This is a genomic window from Ruminococcus sp. AF37-20, assembly GCF_003460465.1.
Classification (GTDB): Bacteria; Bacillota; Clostridia; order Oscillospirales; family Ruminococcaceae; genus Hominimerdicola; species Hominimerdicola aceti.
Genome location: NZ_QTVE01000008.1, coordinates 85,842 through 101,380, shown reverse-complemented (window position 1 = coordinate 101,380; position 15,539 = coordinate 85,842). Strand labels below are relative to the sequence as shown.

At 44.1% G+C, this 15,539-nt stretch carries 15 protein-coding genes; 8 read left to right on the top strand and 7 right to left on the bottom strand.

Going from position 1 to position 15,539, the window contains the following annotated elements; translation table 11 throughout:
* Positions 1 to 8: 8 nt before the first annotated feature.
* From gatA to DW015_RS07085, 6 genes are all read right to left on the bottom strand, one after another.
* Positions 9 to 1,442, bottom strand: a complete 1,434-nt coding sequence (gene gatA, locus DW015_RS07110) for an Asp-tRNA(Asn)/Glu-tRNA(Gln) amidotransferase subunit GatA (RefSeq protein ID WP_117905141.1) — start codon at positions 1,440 to 1,442, stop codon at positions 9 to 11.
* A gap of 40 nt (positions 1,443 to 1,482) precedes the next feature.
* The gene (gene gatC, locus DW015_RS07105; protein WP_038671608.1) at positions 1,483 to 1,761 is read right to left on the bottom strand and encodes an Asp-tRNA(Asn)/Glu-tRNA(Gln) amidotransferase subunit GatC; all 279 of its coding nucleotides are present in this window, start codon (positions 1,759 to 1,761) and stop codon (positions 1,483 to 1,485) included.
* A 197-nt stretch (positions 1,762 to 1,958) separates the two neighbouring features.
* Complete coding sequence (locus DW015_RS07100; protein WP_022287279.1) at positions 1,959 to 3,233, bottom strand: diaminopimelate decarboxylase; 1,275 nt, start codon at positions 3,231 to 3,233, stop codon at positions 1,959 to 1,961.
* Between the two features lie 229 nt (positions 3,234 to 3,462).
* Positions 3,463 to 5,241: an ABC transporter ATP-binding protein gene (locus DW015_RS07095; protein ID WP_117905140.1), complete on the bottom strand. Its 1,779-nt coding sequence runs from the start codon at positions 5,239 to 5,241 to the stop codon at positions 3,463 to 3,465.
* Positions 5,242 to 5,257: 16 nt separating this feature from the next.
* Positions 5,258 to 7,015: an ABC transporter ATP-binding protein gene (locus DW015_RS07090; protein ID WP_117905139.1), complete on the bottom strand. Its 1,758-nt coding sequence runs from the start codon at positions 7,013 to 7,015 to the stop codon at positions 5,258 to 5,260.
* A gap of 15 nt (positions 7,016 to 7,030) precedes the next feature.
* Positions 7,031 to 7,486 (bottom strand): MarR family transcriptional regulator, encoded by a 456-nt coding sequence (locus DW015_RS07085; RefSeq protein ID WP_181979868.1) that lies wholly within the window; start codon positions 7,484 to 7,486, stop codon positions 7,031 to 7,033.
* A gap of 273 nt (positions 7,487 to 7,759) precedes the next feature.
* Between DW015_RS07085 and DW015_RS07080 the strand changes: the two genes are divergently transcribed.
* The 8 genes from DW015_RS07080 (at position 7,760) to sigE (ending at position 14,551) form a co-directional block, all read left to right on the top strand.
* The gene (locus DW015_RS07080; RefSeq protein ID WP_022287283.1) at positions 7,760 to 7,948 is read left to right on the top strand and encodes a DUF951 domain-containing protein; all 189 of its coding nucleotides are present in this window, start codon (positions 7,760 to 7,762) and stop codon (positions 7,946 to 7,948) included.
* Between the two features lie 68 nt (positions 7,949 to 8,016).
* Entirely contained in the window at positions 8,017 to 9,096 is a 1,080-nt protein-coding gene (gene prfA, locus DW015_RS07075) for a peptide chain release factor 1 (RefSeq protein ID WP_117905137.1), read from the top strand.
* 3 nt (positions 9,097 to 9,099) lie between these two features.
* Positions 9,100 to 10,119 (top strand): L-threonylcarbamoyladenylate synthase, encoded by a 1,020-nt coding sequence (locus tag DW015_RS07070; protein ID WP_117905136.1) that lies wholly within the window; start codon positions 9,100 to 9,102, stop codon positions 10,117 to 10,119.
* Positions 10,116 to 10,718 carry a dephospho-CoA kinase gene (gene coaE / locus DW015_RS07065; RefSeq protein ID WP_117905135.1) on the top strand — a complete coding sequence of 201 codons (603 nt, stop codon included), beginning with the start codon at positions 10,116 to 10,118 and terminating at the stop codon, positions 10,716 to 10,718. Before DW015_RS07070 ends, coaE begins: the two co-directional genes overlap by 4 nt.
* Positions 10,708 to 11,370: a lytic transglycosylase domain-containing protein gene (locus tag DW015_RS07060; RefSeq protein ID WP_022287287.1), complete on the top strand. Its 663-nt coding sequence runs from the start codon at positions 10,708 to 10,710 to the stop codon at positions 11,368 to 11,370. Before coaE ends, DW015_RS07060 begins: the two co-directional genes overlap by 11 nt.
* Before the next feature lie 82 nt (positions 11,371 to 11,452).
* Positions 11,453 to 12,865, top strand: a complete 1,413-nt coding sequence (locus DW015_RS07055; RefSeq protein ID WP_117856302.1) for an aminopeptidase — start codon at positions 11,453 to 11,455, stop codon at positions 12,863 to 12,865.
* 119 nt (positions 12,866 to 12,984) lie between these two features.
* On the top strand, positions 12,985 to 13,815 hold the full coding sequence (locus DW015_RS07050) for a sigma-E processing peptidase SpoIIGA (protein ID WP_117905134.1): 831 nt from the start codon (positions 12,985 to 12,987) through the stop codon (positions 13,813 to 13,815).
* 16 nt (positions 13,816 to 13,831) lie between these two features.
* Positions 13,832 to 14,551 (top strand): RNA polymerase sporulation sigma factor SigE, encoded by a 720-nt coding sequence (gene sigE, locus DW015_RS07045; protein ID WP_051706493.1) that lies wholly within the window; start codon positions 13,832 to 13,834, stop codon positions 14,549 to 14,551.
* A gap of 38 nt (positions 14,552 to 14,589) precedes the next feature.
* Here the strand turns inward: sigE and DW015_RS07040 are convergent, their stop codons facing one another.
* Complete coding sequence (locus DW015_RS07040) at positions 14,590 to 15,366, bottom strand: LytTR family DNA-binding domain-containing protein (RefSeq protein ID WP_117905133.1); 777 nt, start codon at positions 15,364 to 15,366, stop codon at positions 14,590 to 14,592.
* Positions 15,367 to 15,539 lie beyond the last annotated feature (173 nt).

The following is a 15,539-nucleotide window of genomic DNA, read 5'->3' as shown; positions in this document are numbered from 1 at the left end:
TACCTCCCTTAAAGCTTTGGCGCAACAGGCTTGAAGCCCTTTTCGTATGCGTCGGCAGTCTTGATGATAGTTGCCTCGTCGAACTTTCTGCCTATAACAGACATACCGATAGGCATACCCTTGCTGTCATAGCCGCAAGGAGTTGATATTGCAGGCAGACCTGCGATATTTACTGTAACTGTGCATATATCAGCCTGATACATCTGAACAGGGTCGGAAGTCATCTCAGGGCTGTATGCAACAGCAGGAGTTGTCGGCGTAAGAATAACGTCGCACTTCTCGAATATATCGTTGTATTCTTTTCTTATAAGCTGTCTGAGAGCCATTGCTTTTCTATAGTAAGCGTCATAATATCCGCTTGACAGGCAATAGTTTCCAAGAAGTATCCTTCTCTTTACTTCCTCGCCGAAGCCCTCTGAACGTGACTTGATTATAAGCTCCTCATAGCTGTCGGCTGTAAGCGTTCTGTGACCGTACTTGATACCGTCATATCTTGACAGGTTTGAAGCAGCCTCAGCGCAGGCAAGAAGATAATAACAAGGAACAGCATATTTAAGTGACGGCATTGAGCACTCGATAAGCTCAGCGCCCATTGCCTTATATTCATCAGCAGCCTTTAAAACGGCAGCCTTTACTTCATCATTGATGCCTTCAGCATAGAACTCCTTAGGGAGTGCTATCTTCATGCCCTTCATTGACTCGCCTATCTTTGCGGTGAAGTCAGGCACTTCAAGCTTTGAGCTTGTGCCGTCATGGAAGTCATAGCCGCATATCTCATTAAGAAGGATAGCACAGTCATGAGCGTCAAGACCGATAGAGCCTATCTGGTCAAGAGATGAAGCGAAAGCCACAAGACCAAATCTTGAAACTCTGCTGTATGTTGGCTTGATACCTGTTACGCCGCAGAAAGCAGCAGGCTGTCTGATAGATCCGCCTGTATCAGTACCAAGAGCAACAGGTGCAAGTCCCGCAGCAACTGCCGCAGCAGATCCGCCTGACGAGCCGCCCGGTACACGGTCAAGATCATAAGGATTCTTTGTCTTTGCAAAAGCGGAGGTCTGTGTAGAGCCTCCCATTGCGAACTCGTCCATAGAAGTCTTGCCGAGCATTACGATATTCTCAGCGTCGAGCTTTTCCATAACGGTCGCATTATAAGGCGGAACAAAGTTTTCAAGCATTTTTGACGCACAGGTGGTCTTTACGCCCTCTGTACAAATATTGTCCTTTACTGCCACAGGTATTCCTGTGAGAGCCTTTGCTTCGCCCTTATCGATAACGCCCTGAGCCTTTTCAGCCTGCTCCAGAGCCTTTTCCTCAGTAACAGTGATAAAGCTCTTTACCTTATCGTCATATTTCTTTATTCTCTCAAAATATGTCTGTGCAAGCTCTTTAGCGGAAATTTCCTTACTGTCAAGAGCCTTACGCATATCACGGATTTTCATTGAAGAAACGTCCAAATTTCACACTACCTTCCTTTTAAATTTACTCTACGACCTTAGGCACTACAAAGCAGTTGTTTGTATTCACTGCATTTGAAAGGACCTTTGAAGTAGGCATAGATTCGATGACCTCGTCTTTTCTCAGATCGTTGAGGTAAACATCGTGATTGTCCTTGAGATCGTCATAGGTAATGTCGATTTCCTTTACGGTATCCATAAGATCAATAATATCAGTCATCTGCTCGGCTGTGGCTGCAAGCTCTTTATCGGAATATTCCAACTTGCTAAGCTCTGCCAGATACTTGACCATGTTCAAATCCATATATAATCCCTGACCTTTCTTAATATTAAGGCAACGCCTTAGGTGAAAAAATACACCAATTCAATTTAATATTATACTACATCTCATACTATTTTGCAAGCAAAAATCACATAAATTCCGATTTTTTTAATATTTGCTCACCAAACGCCCAAAAACAGCAAGACCCACAGAGAAATTCCCTGTGGATCTAAGCACCATTACTTATTATTCTTTGTATATTTATCGAAAATATCAGTGAAATCAAATGTTGCGAAATAGTCAGCAGGAGTTTCGGCACGTCTTATCATGTCGAATGAGCCGTCCTCGTGGAGAAGTATCTCTGCTGAACGGAGCTTTCCGTTATAGTTGTAGCCCATTGAAAAGCCGTGTGCGCCTGTGTCGTGGATAACAATTATATCGCCCGTGTCTATCTCAGGCAGCATTCTGTCGATCGCAAACTTATCGTTGTTCTCGCAAAGACCGCCGGTTACGTCATACTTGTGGTCGCACGGAGCGTTCTCCTTGCCAAGAACTGTAATGTGATGATATGAACCGTACATAGCAGGACGCATAAGGTTGCAGGCACAAGCGTCAAGTCCAACATACTCCTTATAAGTATGCTTATGATGTGTGCAGGTAGCAACGAGATGACCGAACGGAGCAAGCATATATCTGCCAAGCTCTGTGAAGATAGCAACGTCACCAAGACCAGCAGGAACCATTATATCCTCAAATGCCTTGCGAACTCCCTCGCCGATAGCGAAGATATCGTTCTGTGGCTTGTCAGGCTCATATGCTATGCCAACACCGCCTGAAAGGTTTACGAACTTGATGTCTGCACCAGTCTTTTCATGAAGCTCAACAGCAAGCTCAAAAAGTATTCTTGCAAGCTTTGGATAATAAGCGTTTGAAACTGTGTTTGAAGCAAGGAAAGCGTGAAGTCCGAAATGCTTTGCGCCTTTCTGCTGAAGTATCTTAAAGCCCTCAAAAAGCTGCTCTCTTGTGAAGCCGTACTTAGCCTCGCCTGGATTATCCATTATCTGAGTTTCTATCTCGAAATGTCCGCCCGGATTGAAACGGCAGCAGATAGTTTCAGGAATACCGCAAAGGTCGTCAAGATAATCTATGTGAGTGAAATCGTCAAGGTTGATATAAGCTCCAAGCTCTCTTGCCTTGAGAAAATCAGCCTTAGGAGTAACGTTTGAAGAAAACATGATGTCGCTTCCGCTGAATCCGCAGCAGTCGCTCATCATAAGCTCAGTAAGAGAAGAACAGTCAACGCCGCAGCCCTCTTCCTTGAGTATTTTCAAAATGAATGGGTTAGGGGTAGCCTTTACAGCAAAATACTCTTTGAAGCCTTTGTTCCAGCTAAATGCCTTGTAAAGATCTCTGGCTCTCTGTCTGATACCCTTTTCGTCGTAGATATGAAAAGGTGTAGGATACTGCTTGATTATCTCCTCAGCCTTTTCCTTGGTTATAAATGGTGTTTTCATTATATATCAATCCTTCTGCTAAAATATATTTTACATACATTAATAAAAATACATATTTATCATACCATTTTAATACGGATTAGTCAAGTGAATTATCTGATTTTAAGAAATAAAATACACTTTATTGTCATTTTTCAATACAGCCACACCACTGTCACACCCATTTTAGTAAAAAAAGCACAAAGCACACAGCCGTAAAAGCCGTGTGCTTTGCATATAAAAGCCTGCTTTATGAAGCCTGATCGAACTGGCTGTTATAAAGCTCGGCATAAAATCCGCCCTTTGCCATAAGAGTTTCATGGTTCCCGCTTTCGATAACGTCGCCGTCACGCATAACAAGTATCAGGTCTGCGTTTTTGATAGTCGAAAGTCTGTGTGCGATAACAAAGCTCGTTCTGCCCTTTGTAAGCTTATCCATTGCCCTTTGGATAAGAAGCTCCGTTCTTGTGTCAACTGACGAGGTCGCCTCATCAAGTATGAGCATAGGCGCATTCTGGAGCATTGCCCTTGCGATAGTGAGAAGCTGTTTCTGTCCTGCTGATATTGCCACGCTTTCAGAAAGCACTGTATCAAAGCCCTCAGGGAGCGTATGAACGAACTTATCCAGACCGCAGGCTTTGCACACTCTTTCGAGGGACTCGTCGCTTATGCCCTCCATGTTGTATACAAGGTTTTCTCTTACAGTGCCCTCAAAAAGCCATGTGTCCTGCAAAACCATACTGAACATATTGTGAACAGTTTCACGGCTCAGCTGTGAGATAGGCGTGCCGTCTATGGAGATACTTCCGCTGTTTATCTCGAAAAATCTCATAAGCAGATTTACCATTGTGGTCTTGCCTGCTCCGGTAGGTCCGACGATAGCCACCTTCTGTCCTGCTTTTACCTCTGCGGAAAAGTTCTTTATTATCACCTTGTCAGGAGTATCAGGATAGCTGAAACGAACATTTTCAAAGCTTACATTGCCCTTTACCTCAGGCATTTCACTGCTCTTGTCGCTCTCGTCTGACAGCTCCTCGCTTTCGATAAAGTCAAATATTCTCTGAGCAGAAGCGGAAGCTGTCTGCATATTCGTCATGCCCTGAGCTATCTGACTAAGAGGTGATGTGAAAAGTCTTACATAAAGAATGAACGAGATTATAACGCCGAATGTGATAGTGCCGTTAAGAGCGAGCATCGAGCCGAAAACACATACCGCAACGTATGCAAGGTTTCCGATAACGTTCATAAGCGGCTGCATGATGCCTGACAGAAACTGTGACTTCCAGTTTGCGTTGTATACAGCTTCGTTAAGTCCGCCAAAATGTTTCTTTACATTATCTGCTCCACGGGATATCCTTACTACCTCGTGACCTGAATACATCTCCTCAACATAGCCGTTGAGCTTACCTAGGCTTTCCTGTCTGTCGAGGAAGAACTTCTGTGATTTTGACATTATAAAAACTATCAGGAAAAGTCCCAAGAATGTGATGAACAGTGAGATGAGCGCAAGTCGCCATTCTGTAACGAACATCATTATAAGACAGCCCACAAACTGTGCCGCTGCACTGATTATGGTCGGCAGGCTGTTTGTAAGACCCTGCTGCAAAGTTGATACATCATTTGTGATACGGCTGAGTATATCGCCCTGTGAATGTGAGTTGAAATACTTCTGCGGAACGCAGTTTATCTTTCTTGAAAGGTCGCTTCTCATTCTGTATGACATTTTCAGGGTGACTGTCGCCATTATATACTGCTGAATGAATGTGAACAGCGAGCTTGAAATATATATCGCTCCAAGGAATATTCCTACCCTTGCCACCGCTTTAAGGTCAATGCCTGTCATAAGTCCGTCTGCCATAAGGTCGGTTATCTCGCCCACCTTGTCAGGTCCTATGATAGTCAGCACCGCACCAAGCGCCGCAAGAACCAATGCCACGGCAACGATACCTACACTGCCTTTCATATACTCTATTATTTTTTTCATAGCGGACGCCATTTCGCCCTTACTAGCCTTTTCGTATTTTCTCATTGTGCAGTCCCCCTTTCTATGCAAGCTCTGCCGCACTTAGCTGTGAAAGTGCTATCTCTTTGTATACGTCGCAGTTTTTCATAAGCTCCTCATGAGTACCCATGCCCACGGCTTCGCCACGGTCAAGGACTATTATCTTGTCTGCATGACGGATAGTGCTTATTCTCTGCGCAACGATTATCTTTGTTGTATCCCCAAGCTTTTCGTTAAGACCCTCTCTGAGCTTTGCGTCTGTCTTGTAATCAAGGGCTGAGAAAGAATCATCAAACACAAGTATCTCAGGCTTTCTTGAAAGCGCTCTTGCAATAGACAAACGCTGCTTCTGTCCGCCTGAAACGTTTCTGCCCATTTGAGATATCATATGCTCTGTGCCGTCAGGAAGCTTATCCACAAACTCCTCCGCCTGAGAAAGCTCGATAGCGTTTTTTAGCTCCTCGTCACTTTCAGGAGCGGCACTCTCGCCGAAAAATACGTTTTCTCTTATACTGCCTGCAAAAAGCACAGCCTTTTGCGTGACATATCCAAGCTTGTCATAAAGGGTGTCGAACTTATAGTTTTTTACGTTTACGCCGTCCACAAGGACTTCGCCCTCTGTTGCGTCATAAAATCTTGGTATAAGGCTTATAAGCGTTGTCTTGCCGCTTCCTGTTGCACCGATTATGGCAAGGGTCTGACCCTTTTCTATCTTGAAACTTATGTTGCTCAGCTCGTCCTCAGAGGCATGAGGATATCTGAAAGAAACGTTTTTAAATTCCACAGTGCCCTGCTCTCTTCCCTCGCTGACGCTTCCCTCTTTTATGTTCACGTCACGCTCAAGCACTTCGTTGATACGCTCTGCAGATACCTGAGCCGCAGGGAGCATCATGAATATCATAACGAGCATCATAAATGACATTACAACGTATGTGGCATATGTGCTGAAAACAACAACGTTGCTGAAAAACGTTATCCTGTCCTGAACAGCCGTCAGGGCTATCTGCTGGATAAGCACTGCACCAAGCCAGTAGATAGCAAGGGTCAAACCATTCATTCCGATATTCATAACTGGCATCATAAGTGCGAACATTCTCTGGTTTTTAAGCTGTGTGTTCATCATATCCTTGCTTGGAACATCGAACTTGTCGTTCTGATATTTCTCAGCATTGAAAGCATGGACAACGTTTATGCCTGTGAGATTTTCTCTTGCCACACGGTTTATTTTATCAGTTAGCTTCTGAACGATACGGAATCTCGGTATGCAGGTCGCCATAACTGCAAGAACGAATACGCATATCACCACAACGAACGCCGCCGTAACAGCCGAAAGCTCCCAGCTCTTGCCAAGTATCTTTATAACAGCCCAAACCGCCATGATAGGCGATTTTATTATCATCTGCAAGCCCATTGATATTATCATCTGTATCTGTGTAATGTCGTTTGTTGTCCTTGTTATAAGACTCGGTATGGAAAAGTCCTGCATCTCCTCGCTGCCCATATCCATAACGTGGTTAAAAAGCTTTTCTCTTACAGTGTAGCTGAATCCTGAGGCAGTCTTTGCGGAAAGATAGCCGCAGCCGATAGCAAGAGCAGCACTTGCAAGGGTGCAGCCAAGCATTTTAAGTCCGACGTTCAGGATATCGGAAGTTTCACTGCCTGCCGTGTTGAGCATCATGGTCAGGTCAGTCATATAGTCAGGCAGCGTCAGGTCAAAATACACCTGTCCCAGCACAAGGAACGTACAGAGAACAGCCATAAGCACCTCACGCTTGCCCATCTTTTTAAGCAGTTTTATCATAGTTGTTACCTCCTTCTACAAACATTCTTTAAGAATGCTGTCTATATTGTCGCTAACGATATGCAGGCATTTTCTGAAATGCGCCATGTCATCGTCCGAAAAGCCAGCGATAAGCTTTTGTGCAAACTTTTTCTGCAGCTCTCTGCCCTCTTTTATCACAGGAATGGCTTTTTCTGTGCAGACCAGACGGCATTTTCTTCTGTCGCCCTTTACCGCCTGCCTTTCAACAAAACCTGCTTCCACAAGCTTTTCTACATGGAAAGATACAAGTGCCGCCTTGATATTCCTATATCTACACACATCACCCGCTGTGTTGAACTCAGGATTGTTCGCAAGGAACATAAGCACGTCAAGGGCAGTCTTTGGCATATCGAGCTTTTTACAAAGGGGCTGCATGACTTTTTCGTATGCTTCTGCAAGCTTCTTTGAATGATCAAACATATGCGTTGCTGTTGTCATATTATCGTTCATTGTCAAACCTCCAATATTAGATATTTCAATTTTGAACAATCTAATATTAACACTTCTCAGCATGGCGTTCAATGAACATTTTGTAAATTCAGCTTCTTATAATGTCATTTTTGTAACAATGCAACAAAAATCAAATATATGGACTATAATATTTGTACAGCAATAAAACCGTCCTCTCCGCTATTGCAATAAAGGGAGAAATGTGTTATAATAACGATGTATGGGCAGAGTATTCGCTCTGCTTCACCTTTTAAGAAAGGAAAGTGGTGCAAAATGGATATTGTAAAAGGCGATATTCTTGTAATGAAGAAAAGTCACCCCTGCGGCAGTAACAGAATGATAGTTCTGCGCTCAGGCATGGATTTCAAGCTGCGCTGCGAGGGCTGCGGACGAGAGTTCATGATAGTACGCAGCAAAGCCGAAAAGAACGTAAAAACTATTATCAGAGAGGCTGAGTCATAGCTATTCTCGCAATTTATGATATATAACAAATGTATGATATGAAATAAAAATGACAGGAGAATATAACTATGTTTGAAAAACTCAAAGCACTCGAAGATAAATTCAATGAAATAAACGAAAAGCTCATGCAGCCTGAAACTGTAAACAACACTTCACTGTATACCAGCCTTATGAAAGAATATAAGACGCTTACGCCGATAGTTGAAAAGTTCGGCGAATACAAAAAGGCAAAGGCTGCCAATGACGAAGCCATCGAGCTTCTTGACGCAGGCGGAATGGATAAGGACTTCAAGGAAATGGTGCAGATGCAGCTTGAAGAATCCAAGGAAGATATGGCTAAGCTTGAAGAAGAGCTTAAGCTTCTCCTGCTGCCGAAAGACCCTAACGATGAGCGTAACGTTATCATAGAGATAAGAGGCGGAGCAGGCGGTGAGGAAGCTGCGCTGTTTGCAGGCTCTCTTTATAGAATGTATTCAATGTATGCCGCTTCAAAGGGCTGGACTATAGAGGTCATGAACGCCAACGAAACAGAGCTTGGCGGCTATAAGGAAATAACTTTCAGCGTATCAGGCGACGGAGCTTATTCAAGGCTTAAATACGAAAGCGGAGTACACAGAGTTCAGCGTGTACCTGAAACTGAGTCACAGGGCAGAGTTCACACATCTACTGTTACAGTTGCCGTACTTCCGGAGGCTGATGAGGTGGAGCTTGACCTTAACGAAGAAAAAGATCTGAAAATAGACGTTTTCCGTTCTTCAGGCGCAGGCGGACAGCACATCAACAAGACCTCTTCCGCTATCAGAATAACTCATCTGCCTACAGGCATGGTAGTTGAGTGTCAGGACGAGCGTTCACAGTTCAAGAACAAGGAAAAGGCTCTGAAAGTTCTCCGTTCAAGACTCCTTGACCAAAAAGTTCAGGCTCAGAATAAGGAGATCGCAGACAACAGACGTTCACAGGTGGGAACAGGTGACCGTTCCGAAAGAATAAGAACTTACAACTATCCTGAGGGAAGAATTTCCGACCACAGAATCGGTCTTACTATCTACAGACTTGAACAGGTGCTTAACGGCGCACTTGATGAAATAATCGACGCACTTGCAACAGCTGATCAGGCTGCCAAGCTTGCAAGTCAGGAAGAAGAATAAAAAATGTTTGACACAAAAATACTGGGCACTGACGAGGACAGCATAGCATATGCCGCAAAGCTGCTCTCACAGGGCGAAGTCGTTGGTATGCCGACGGAAACCGTGTATGGTCTTGCAGCAAACGCTTTTGACGAAGAGGCTGTGAGAAAGATATTCGCCGCCAAGGGCAGACCTGCCGACAATCCGCTTATAGTTCATATATCTGACATTTCTCAGCTTGAGGGACTTGTGGATAAGATACCGCCCCTTGCTGTAAAGTGCGCAGAAAAATTTTGGGCAGGACCTCTCACAATGATAATGCCAAAGTCTGAAAAAATACCAATGGTAACGAGCGGAGGACTTGACACGGTGGGCATAAGAATGCCGTCACATAAGGTGGCAAGAGCGCTTATCTCAGCCTGCGGCTTCCCTATCGCCGCACCGTCGGCAAACCTTTCAGGAAGCCCGTCACCTACAACAGCACAGCACGTCCTTAACGATATGCACGGCAGGATACCTGCCATAATAGACGGCGGAGCTTGCGGAGTGGGCGTTGAGTCAACTGTCATAAGCTTTGAAGGCGAGGACGGCATCAGACTTCTCAGACCGGGATTTATTTCCGCAGAAGACCTTATGGAGATCACCCCGAACGTTCTTATCGACAAGGGTGTTTTGGAAAAGCTGGGTGAGAACGTAAAAGTCCGCTCCCCTGGTATGAAATACAAGCACTATGCCCCAAAGGCTGATGTGACTATCATTGACAGCAGTCTTGAAGCTTTCAGAGAATATGTGAAAACTCACGCTGACAATGACACCACTCTTATGGTGTTCACTGACAGCGATTGCGAGGGGCTTGATATCCCGCATATCTGCTATGGCGCAAATGACGAGGAACAGGCAAAAGAGCTTTTTGACGTTCTCAGAGGACTTGATGATATAGGTGCAAAGAAAGTTTTTGCACGCTGTCCTAACAAAGACGGTGTGGGGCTTGCAGTGTATAACCGACTTTTAAGAGCCGCAGGCTTTCAGGTGGTGAAACTGTGAAAAAAACAGTAGTAGGGCTTACAGGTCAAAGCGGTGCAGGCAAGACAACTATATCGGACGCTTTCAGAGAAAATGGCTTTGAGATAATAAATTGCGATATAGTTGCAAGAGAAGTCACACAGGCAGGGAGCAAATGCTGTAAAGAGCTTGCAAAGATCTTCCCAGACTGTTTTGACGACGGCTTTGCCCTTGACAGGCGAAAGCTTGGAGAGATAGTTTTTTCTGACAATGCTAAGCTTCAAATGCTCAATGATACCATATACCCTTTTATAAACAAGCTTATTGATGAAAAGATAAACGCCACAGAGAGCGAGTTTGTTCTTCTTGACGCACCGACCCTTTTTGAAGCAGGTGCGGATAAGCTTTGCAGTGTTATCGTAAGCGTTGTGGCAGACTTTGGCATAAGGCTTGAAAGGATAACCAAAAGGGACGGCATTTCGGCGGAGCTTGCAAAAAAGCGTTTTTCTTCTCAGCATACTATGGAATTTTTCAAGGCTCACAGCGATTTCGTCATTGAGAACAACGGCTCTGTGAATGACACATTTCAAAAGACCTGTGAGGTCATAGAAACAATAAAGGAAAGATATAATGGCGGCTAATGGAAAAAACAGCAGGCGTAAAAAGAAAAGGCACATAAAAAAAGGTCCCGTACTCATAGCAGTCATACTTCTGCTGTGCGGTATAGGCTGGCTCACATATCTTTATCACGAGCAGATAATCAACAAGGCAAAGGATATTCCGAACTCTTTTTCATATCCTACAGATTATGAGGAGTATGTAATAAGATACAGCACCAAGTACAAGTGCGACCCTGTGCTTGTGTTCTCTGTAATAAAAGTGGAAAGCGGCTTTAATAAGGACGCTGTTTCATCAGTGGGTGCCAGAGGTCTTATGCAGCTTATGGAGGACGCATACGATTGGATAAAATATCGCCTTGACGATCAGCGTGACAACACCTATGACGATATGTTCGACCCTGAACTTAATATCCAATATGGCACATACTATCTCAGCTATCTTATGGAAAAGTATGACGGCTCTGTAGAGCTGACAGCGGCGGCATATCACTGTGGAATGAATCTTGTTGACAGTTGGATAGAAAACGGCACTGTTGACCCTGACAATTTCAAAGTCAGCGACATACCTGACGAAAATGACCAGACTTCAAACTATGTGCGCAAGATACGCAAAGCCTATGACAATTATAAGGATATACTCAGCAGTCATGGGGATATTACAGAAAACAGTTAAGCAAAACCATGCGCAGGGGCGAACAGTGTCCGCCCATTGTAACGCAGTTTCAATAAGAATACATTAAAAGGAGGACTTTACAATGGATAACAAGAAGAAAGAAAAGTCCGAGGGCGAAAAGCTTGCAGAAAAGCTTCTTTCGGATAAGAAAAACGGTGGACTTCGCCTTAGCGAAGAAAAGCTCAAAAAGGCAGACAAGTTCTGTGAGGGCTATAAAAGCTTTCTGAACACTGCAAAAACAGAGCGTGAGGCTGTTATCGAGGCAGTGGCTCAGGCTGAAAAAGCAGGCTTCAAGCCTTATGAAAAGGGCAAGAAGTATGACGCCGGCGACAAGTTCTATTTTGTAAACAGAGGAAAGGCTATCATACTTACAGTTATGGGCAAGGACGGTCTTGAAAAAGGTATCAGACTTGCTGCCGCTCATATCGACTCACCACGTCTTGACCTTAAGCAGAACCCACTTTACGAGGACAAGGAGCTTTGCCTGTTCAAGACACACTATTACGGCGGCATAAAAAAATATCAGTGGACAACTGTTCCAATGTCGCTTCATGGCGTTGTCATAAAGGCTGACGGCGAAAGCGTTACAGTAAATATCGGTGAGGACAAGGACGACCCTGTTTTCTGCGTAACTGATATTCTGCCGCACCTCGCAGACGCTCAGATGAAAAGACCTGCTCCACAGCTCATCAAGGGGGAGGAACTTAATCTGCTCATAGGCTCCAGACCATTCAGAGATGACGCTGTTTCAAACAAGGTAAAACTCAACATAATGGCTATCCTTAACGAGAAATACGGCATCGTAGAGGACGATTTCGTTTCCGCAGAGCTTGAAGCTGTTCCTGCATTCAAGGCACAGGACGTTGGCTTTGACAGAAGCATGGTAGGCTCTTATGGTCAGGACGACAGAGTTTGTGCATACACAGCTTTGCAGGCTATCCTCAAATGCAAAGACCCTAAAAAGACCTGCATGACCATACTCACAGACAAGGAAGAAACAGGAAGCGACGGCAACACAGGACTTAACAGCTCATATCTGCCATACTTCATTGCTGACCTTGCAAAGGTATACGGACTTGAGGGCAGAAACGTTATCTCTGCTTCCGAGTGCCTTTCAGCCGACGTAAATGCGGCATATGACCCAACATTCTCAGAGCCGTTCGAGATAAGAAATTCATCACAGATAAACTACGGCGTTGTTGCCACAAAGTTCACAGGCGCAAGAGGCAAGTCAGGCACTTCTGACGCTTCCGCTGAGTTTGTGGGCAGAGTAAGAAAGCTCTTTGACGAACACAACATCGTTTGGCAGACAGGCGAGCTTGGCAAGGTAGATGGCGGCGGTGGAGGAACTGTCGCACAGTATATCGCAAACCTTGACATGAACGTTATCGACGTTGGCGTACCGGTGCTTTCAATGCACGCTCCATTTGAGATAACCTCGAAGATAGACACTTATATGGCATATAAGGCTTTCTCAGTTTTCTTTGCTGACTAATTTGATATCAAATAAGCATATCCGCTTTCCCATTTGGGGAAGGCGGATCTTTTTTTGTCCCCATTGCGACAATTTTTCCATCCAAGCAGTGCTATCATAATATCAAAGGGAGGAACGTCATGAAAATTTACATAGATATACTCCTTGTGACAAACGCCATTATGACGCTTATCATGCTGGAGGCGGCAGGCAGGGTATGTCACAAGGTCATAAGTCCGCTGCGGCTGTTGACAGCTTGCTCGGTGGGAGGACTTTCGTCGCTTGTTATGGCTATAGACAGCAAAGGATATTTCACTGCAGTTCTTATTGTGGTGATAAAGCTTGTCAGTGCGGTATTCACAGTGCTTATAGCCTTTGGGTGTAAAGACCCTTGTCAACTACTTCGATACTTTATCATATACTGTGCAGTGGACGCAGTTTTCACGGGTATAGTGGTGACCCTTTGGCAGATTTCAGGAAGCAAGGTGATTTTTTTCAGAAACCTCACTGTGTATTTTGACATCTCTCTATTTAAGCTTGCCCTTGCCTGCGGTATAGCATATGGTCTGCTCTGTCTTTATGAGAACATCACACGCAGGTGTTTCAACAGGGTCGCAAAATACGAAGCCATATACGAAAATGGTGGCTGTATAGTAAAAGTTCCTGCCATTTGCGACAGTGGGAACAGGCTTTGCGACAGCTTCACAGGAACACCGGTGGTGGTTTTCTGCTGTGACAGGCTTTTCTATCACTACGACCTTGACCGTGACGAGCCTGACCCTCTAAGCGGTTTCAGGCTTATCCCCTGCTCTACTGTCTGCGGTGAGGGAATTATCCACATAACCGCCGCAGGAAGCGTAAAGATAATCGACGATAAAGACCGTGTACACAACGTCAGGTGCTATGTGGGCATAAAGCCATCTCTGAACGGAAAGTCACGGGCTATATTCAACCCCGCATTGCTGGGATAATACAGGAGGAATACAAATGACCACACTTAAAACACTCGCTCTAGGGCTGAACAGATTTTTGAGCCGTTTGTTTTCAGACGACCCCGAAACTATAGATTACCTAAATGGTGCAGATTCGTTACCGCCGCCCCTAAACAAAGAGGAAGAGAAAAAAGCCTTTGAGCTTCTTGAAACAGACCCGAAAAAAGCCCGAGAACTGCTTATAGTGCATAATCTCAGGCTTGTGGTATATATAGCAAAGAAGTTTGAGTCAACAGGCACAGGCATAGAGGATCTTATCTCAATAGGCTCGATAGGGCTTATCAAGGCGGTGAACACCTTCTGTCCTGATAAAAACATCAAGCTCGCGACCTATGCTTCACGGTGCATAGAAAACGAGATACTTATGTTTCTTAGAAAATCAAATCAGTATAAAAATGAAATATCCATAGACGAACCGCTGAATGTTGACTGGGACGGCAACGAACTGCTTTTATCCGATATTCTAGGCACCGATGACGACACCGTGAACAAGGGCATAGAAAGCGAAGTTGAGAAACAGCTTCTTCTGGAGGAGATCGAAAAGCTCTGCCCTCGTGAAAAGCAGATAATGAAAATGCGATTTGGGCTTTCAGGCAAAAAAGAAATGACCCAGAAGCAGGTCGCTGATGAAGTCGGTATATCCCAATCCTACATATCAAGACTTGAAAAGCGGATAATAAAATCCATACGGCGAAATTTAGAAAAAATATGCTGATTAAAAGACTGGCGAACACGCAAAATGTTCACCAGTTTTTATGTTATATGGGATAATTTTGTTTTCACAGCAGTATAATTCTTCTCAGAAATAGGGATCACCTTGCCATATGTAAGCTCTATTCTGTAACGGCTTATACGGCTTACATATTCAGGATTTACAAGATAATTTTCATGACAGCGCACAAACATATCCCTATATCGTCTTTCAAACACCTTAAGGCTCTGCACTGATTCAAAAGAGCCGTCAATGGTATATATGACGCAGTGACTGCCACTGCTTTCCACATAAGCTATCCATGACCTATCCAGAAAAACAAGCGCCCTGTCTACGCCATTTACTATCACTCTCTTTGTACGCCTTTCACCTGAACAGACATTTTTCTTGTATATTTCTTCATAATGTACAGGATATATCCTGTCACGTTCATCATATTTAATGGCATTGGAAATGTGACAAAGCTTTATTTTTTCCTCGCCGTTCTCACTCACCCATGAAAACTGTATCCTTTGATCTGCTCTCCCAACACTGCTGTCAGGCCAAATCGTATCCAAAATGAAAAACATTATGACCTCGCAGGATCTTTCAGTAAGACCTATGGAAAACACCTTTAGGTCGCTGAGCACAAATTCAAGCTTGTGTTCTTCTTGCGAAAAAGCATCAACAAGCGCCTCTCTGGTGCGTATCACATGCTTCTCAGCGGGACCTATCCACAGAATGTCTTCATGGCAGGCATTAAGAAAGCTGTCTATCTCGTTACTGTAGTACTTAGTGAGAATATCGGCTGAACGTGTTTCAAGAACTCTATATTCCATGAAATCAAATCCTCCGTTTGCTGAATTAATTTGTACATTTTTTATTGTATCTTTTATTATACGACATTTTTATTATTTTGTCAATAATACTGACACAATTTCATTTTCGCAAAATTTCGACAGATAAACTATGTATAAATTCTTCAGAAGTTTTATTGTATTTTTAAAGCATA

Excerpts from the sequence above, each read along its gene's own strand:
- gatA (WP_117905141.1), bottom strand. The coding sequence starts at position 1,442 with ATGAAAATCCGTGATATGCGTAAGGCTCTTGACAGTAAGGAAATTTCC.
- gatC (WP_038671608.1), bottom strand. The coding sequence starts at position 1,761 with ATGGATTTGAACATGGTCAAGTATCTGGCAGAGCTTAGCAAGTTGGAA.
- DW015_RS07100 (WP_022287279.1), bottom strand. The coding sequence starts at position 3,233 with ATGAAAACACCATTTATAACCAAGGAAAAGGCTGAGGAGATAATCAAG.
- DW015_RS07095 (WP_117905140.1), bottom strand. The coding sequence starts at position 5,241 with ATGAGAAAATACGAAAAGGCTAGTAAGGGCGAAATGGCGTCCGCTATG.
- DW015_RS07090 (WP_117905139.1), bottom strand. The coding sequence starts at position 7,015 with ATGATAAAACTGCTTAAAAAGATGGGCAAGCGTGAGGTGCTTATGGCT.
- DW015_RS07085 (WP_181979868.1), bottom strand. The coding sequence starts at position 7,486 with ATGAACGATAATATGACAACAGCAACGCATATGTTTGATCATTCAAAG.
- DW015_RS07080 (WP_022287283.1), top strand. The coding sequence starts at position 7,760 with ATGGATATTGTAAAAGGCGATATTCTTGTAATGAAGAAAAGTCACCCC.
- prfA (WP_117905137.1), top strand. The coding sequence starts at position 8,017 with ATGTTTGAAAAACTCAAAGCACTCGAAGATAAATTCAATGAAATAAAC.
- DW015_RS07070 (WP_117905136.1), top strand. The coding sequence starts at position 9,100 with ATGTTTGACACAAAAATACTGGGCACTGACGAGGACAGCATAGCATAT.
- DW015_RS07060 (WP_022287287.1), top strand. The coding sequence starts at position 10,708 with ATGGCGGCTAATGGAAAAAACAGCAGGCGTAAAAAGAAAAGGCACATA.
- DW015_RS07055 (WP_117856302.1), top strand. The coding sequence starts at position 11,453 with ATGGATAACAAGAAGAAAGAAAAGTCCGAGGGCGAAAAGCTTGCAGAA.
- DW015_RS07050 (WP_117905134.1), top strand. The coding sequence starts at position 12,985 with ATGAAAATTTACATAGATATACTCCTTGTGACAAACGCCATTATGACG.
- sigE (WP_051706493.1), top strand. The coding sequence starts at position 13,832 with ATGACCACACTTAAAACACTCGCTCTAGGGCTGAACAGATTTTTGAGC.
- DW015_RS07040 (WP_117905133.1), bottom strand. The coding sequence starts at position 15,366 with ATGGAATATAGAGTTCTTGAAACACGTTCAGCCGATATTCTCACTAAG.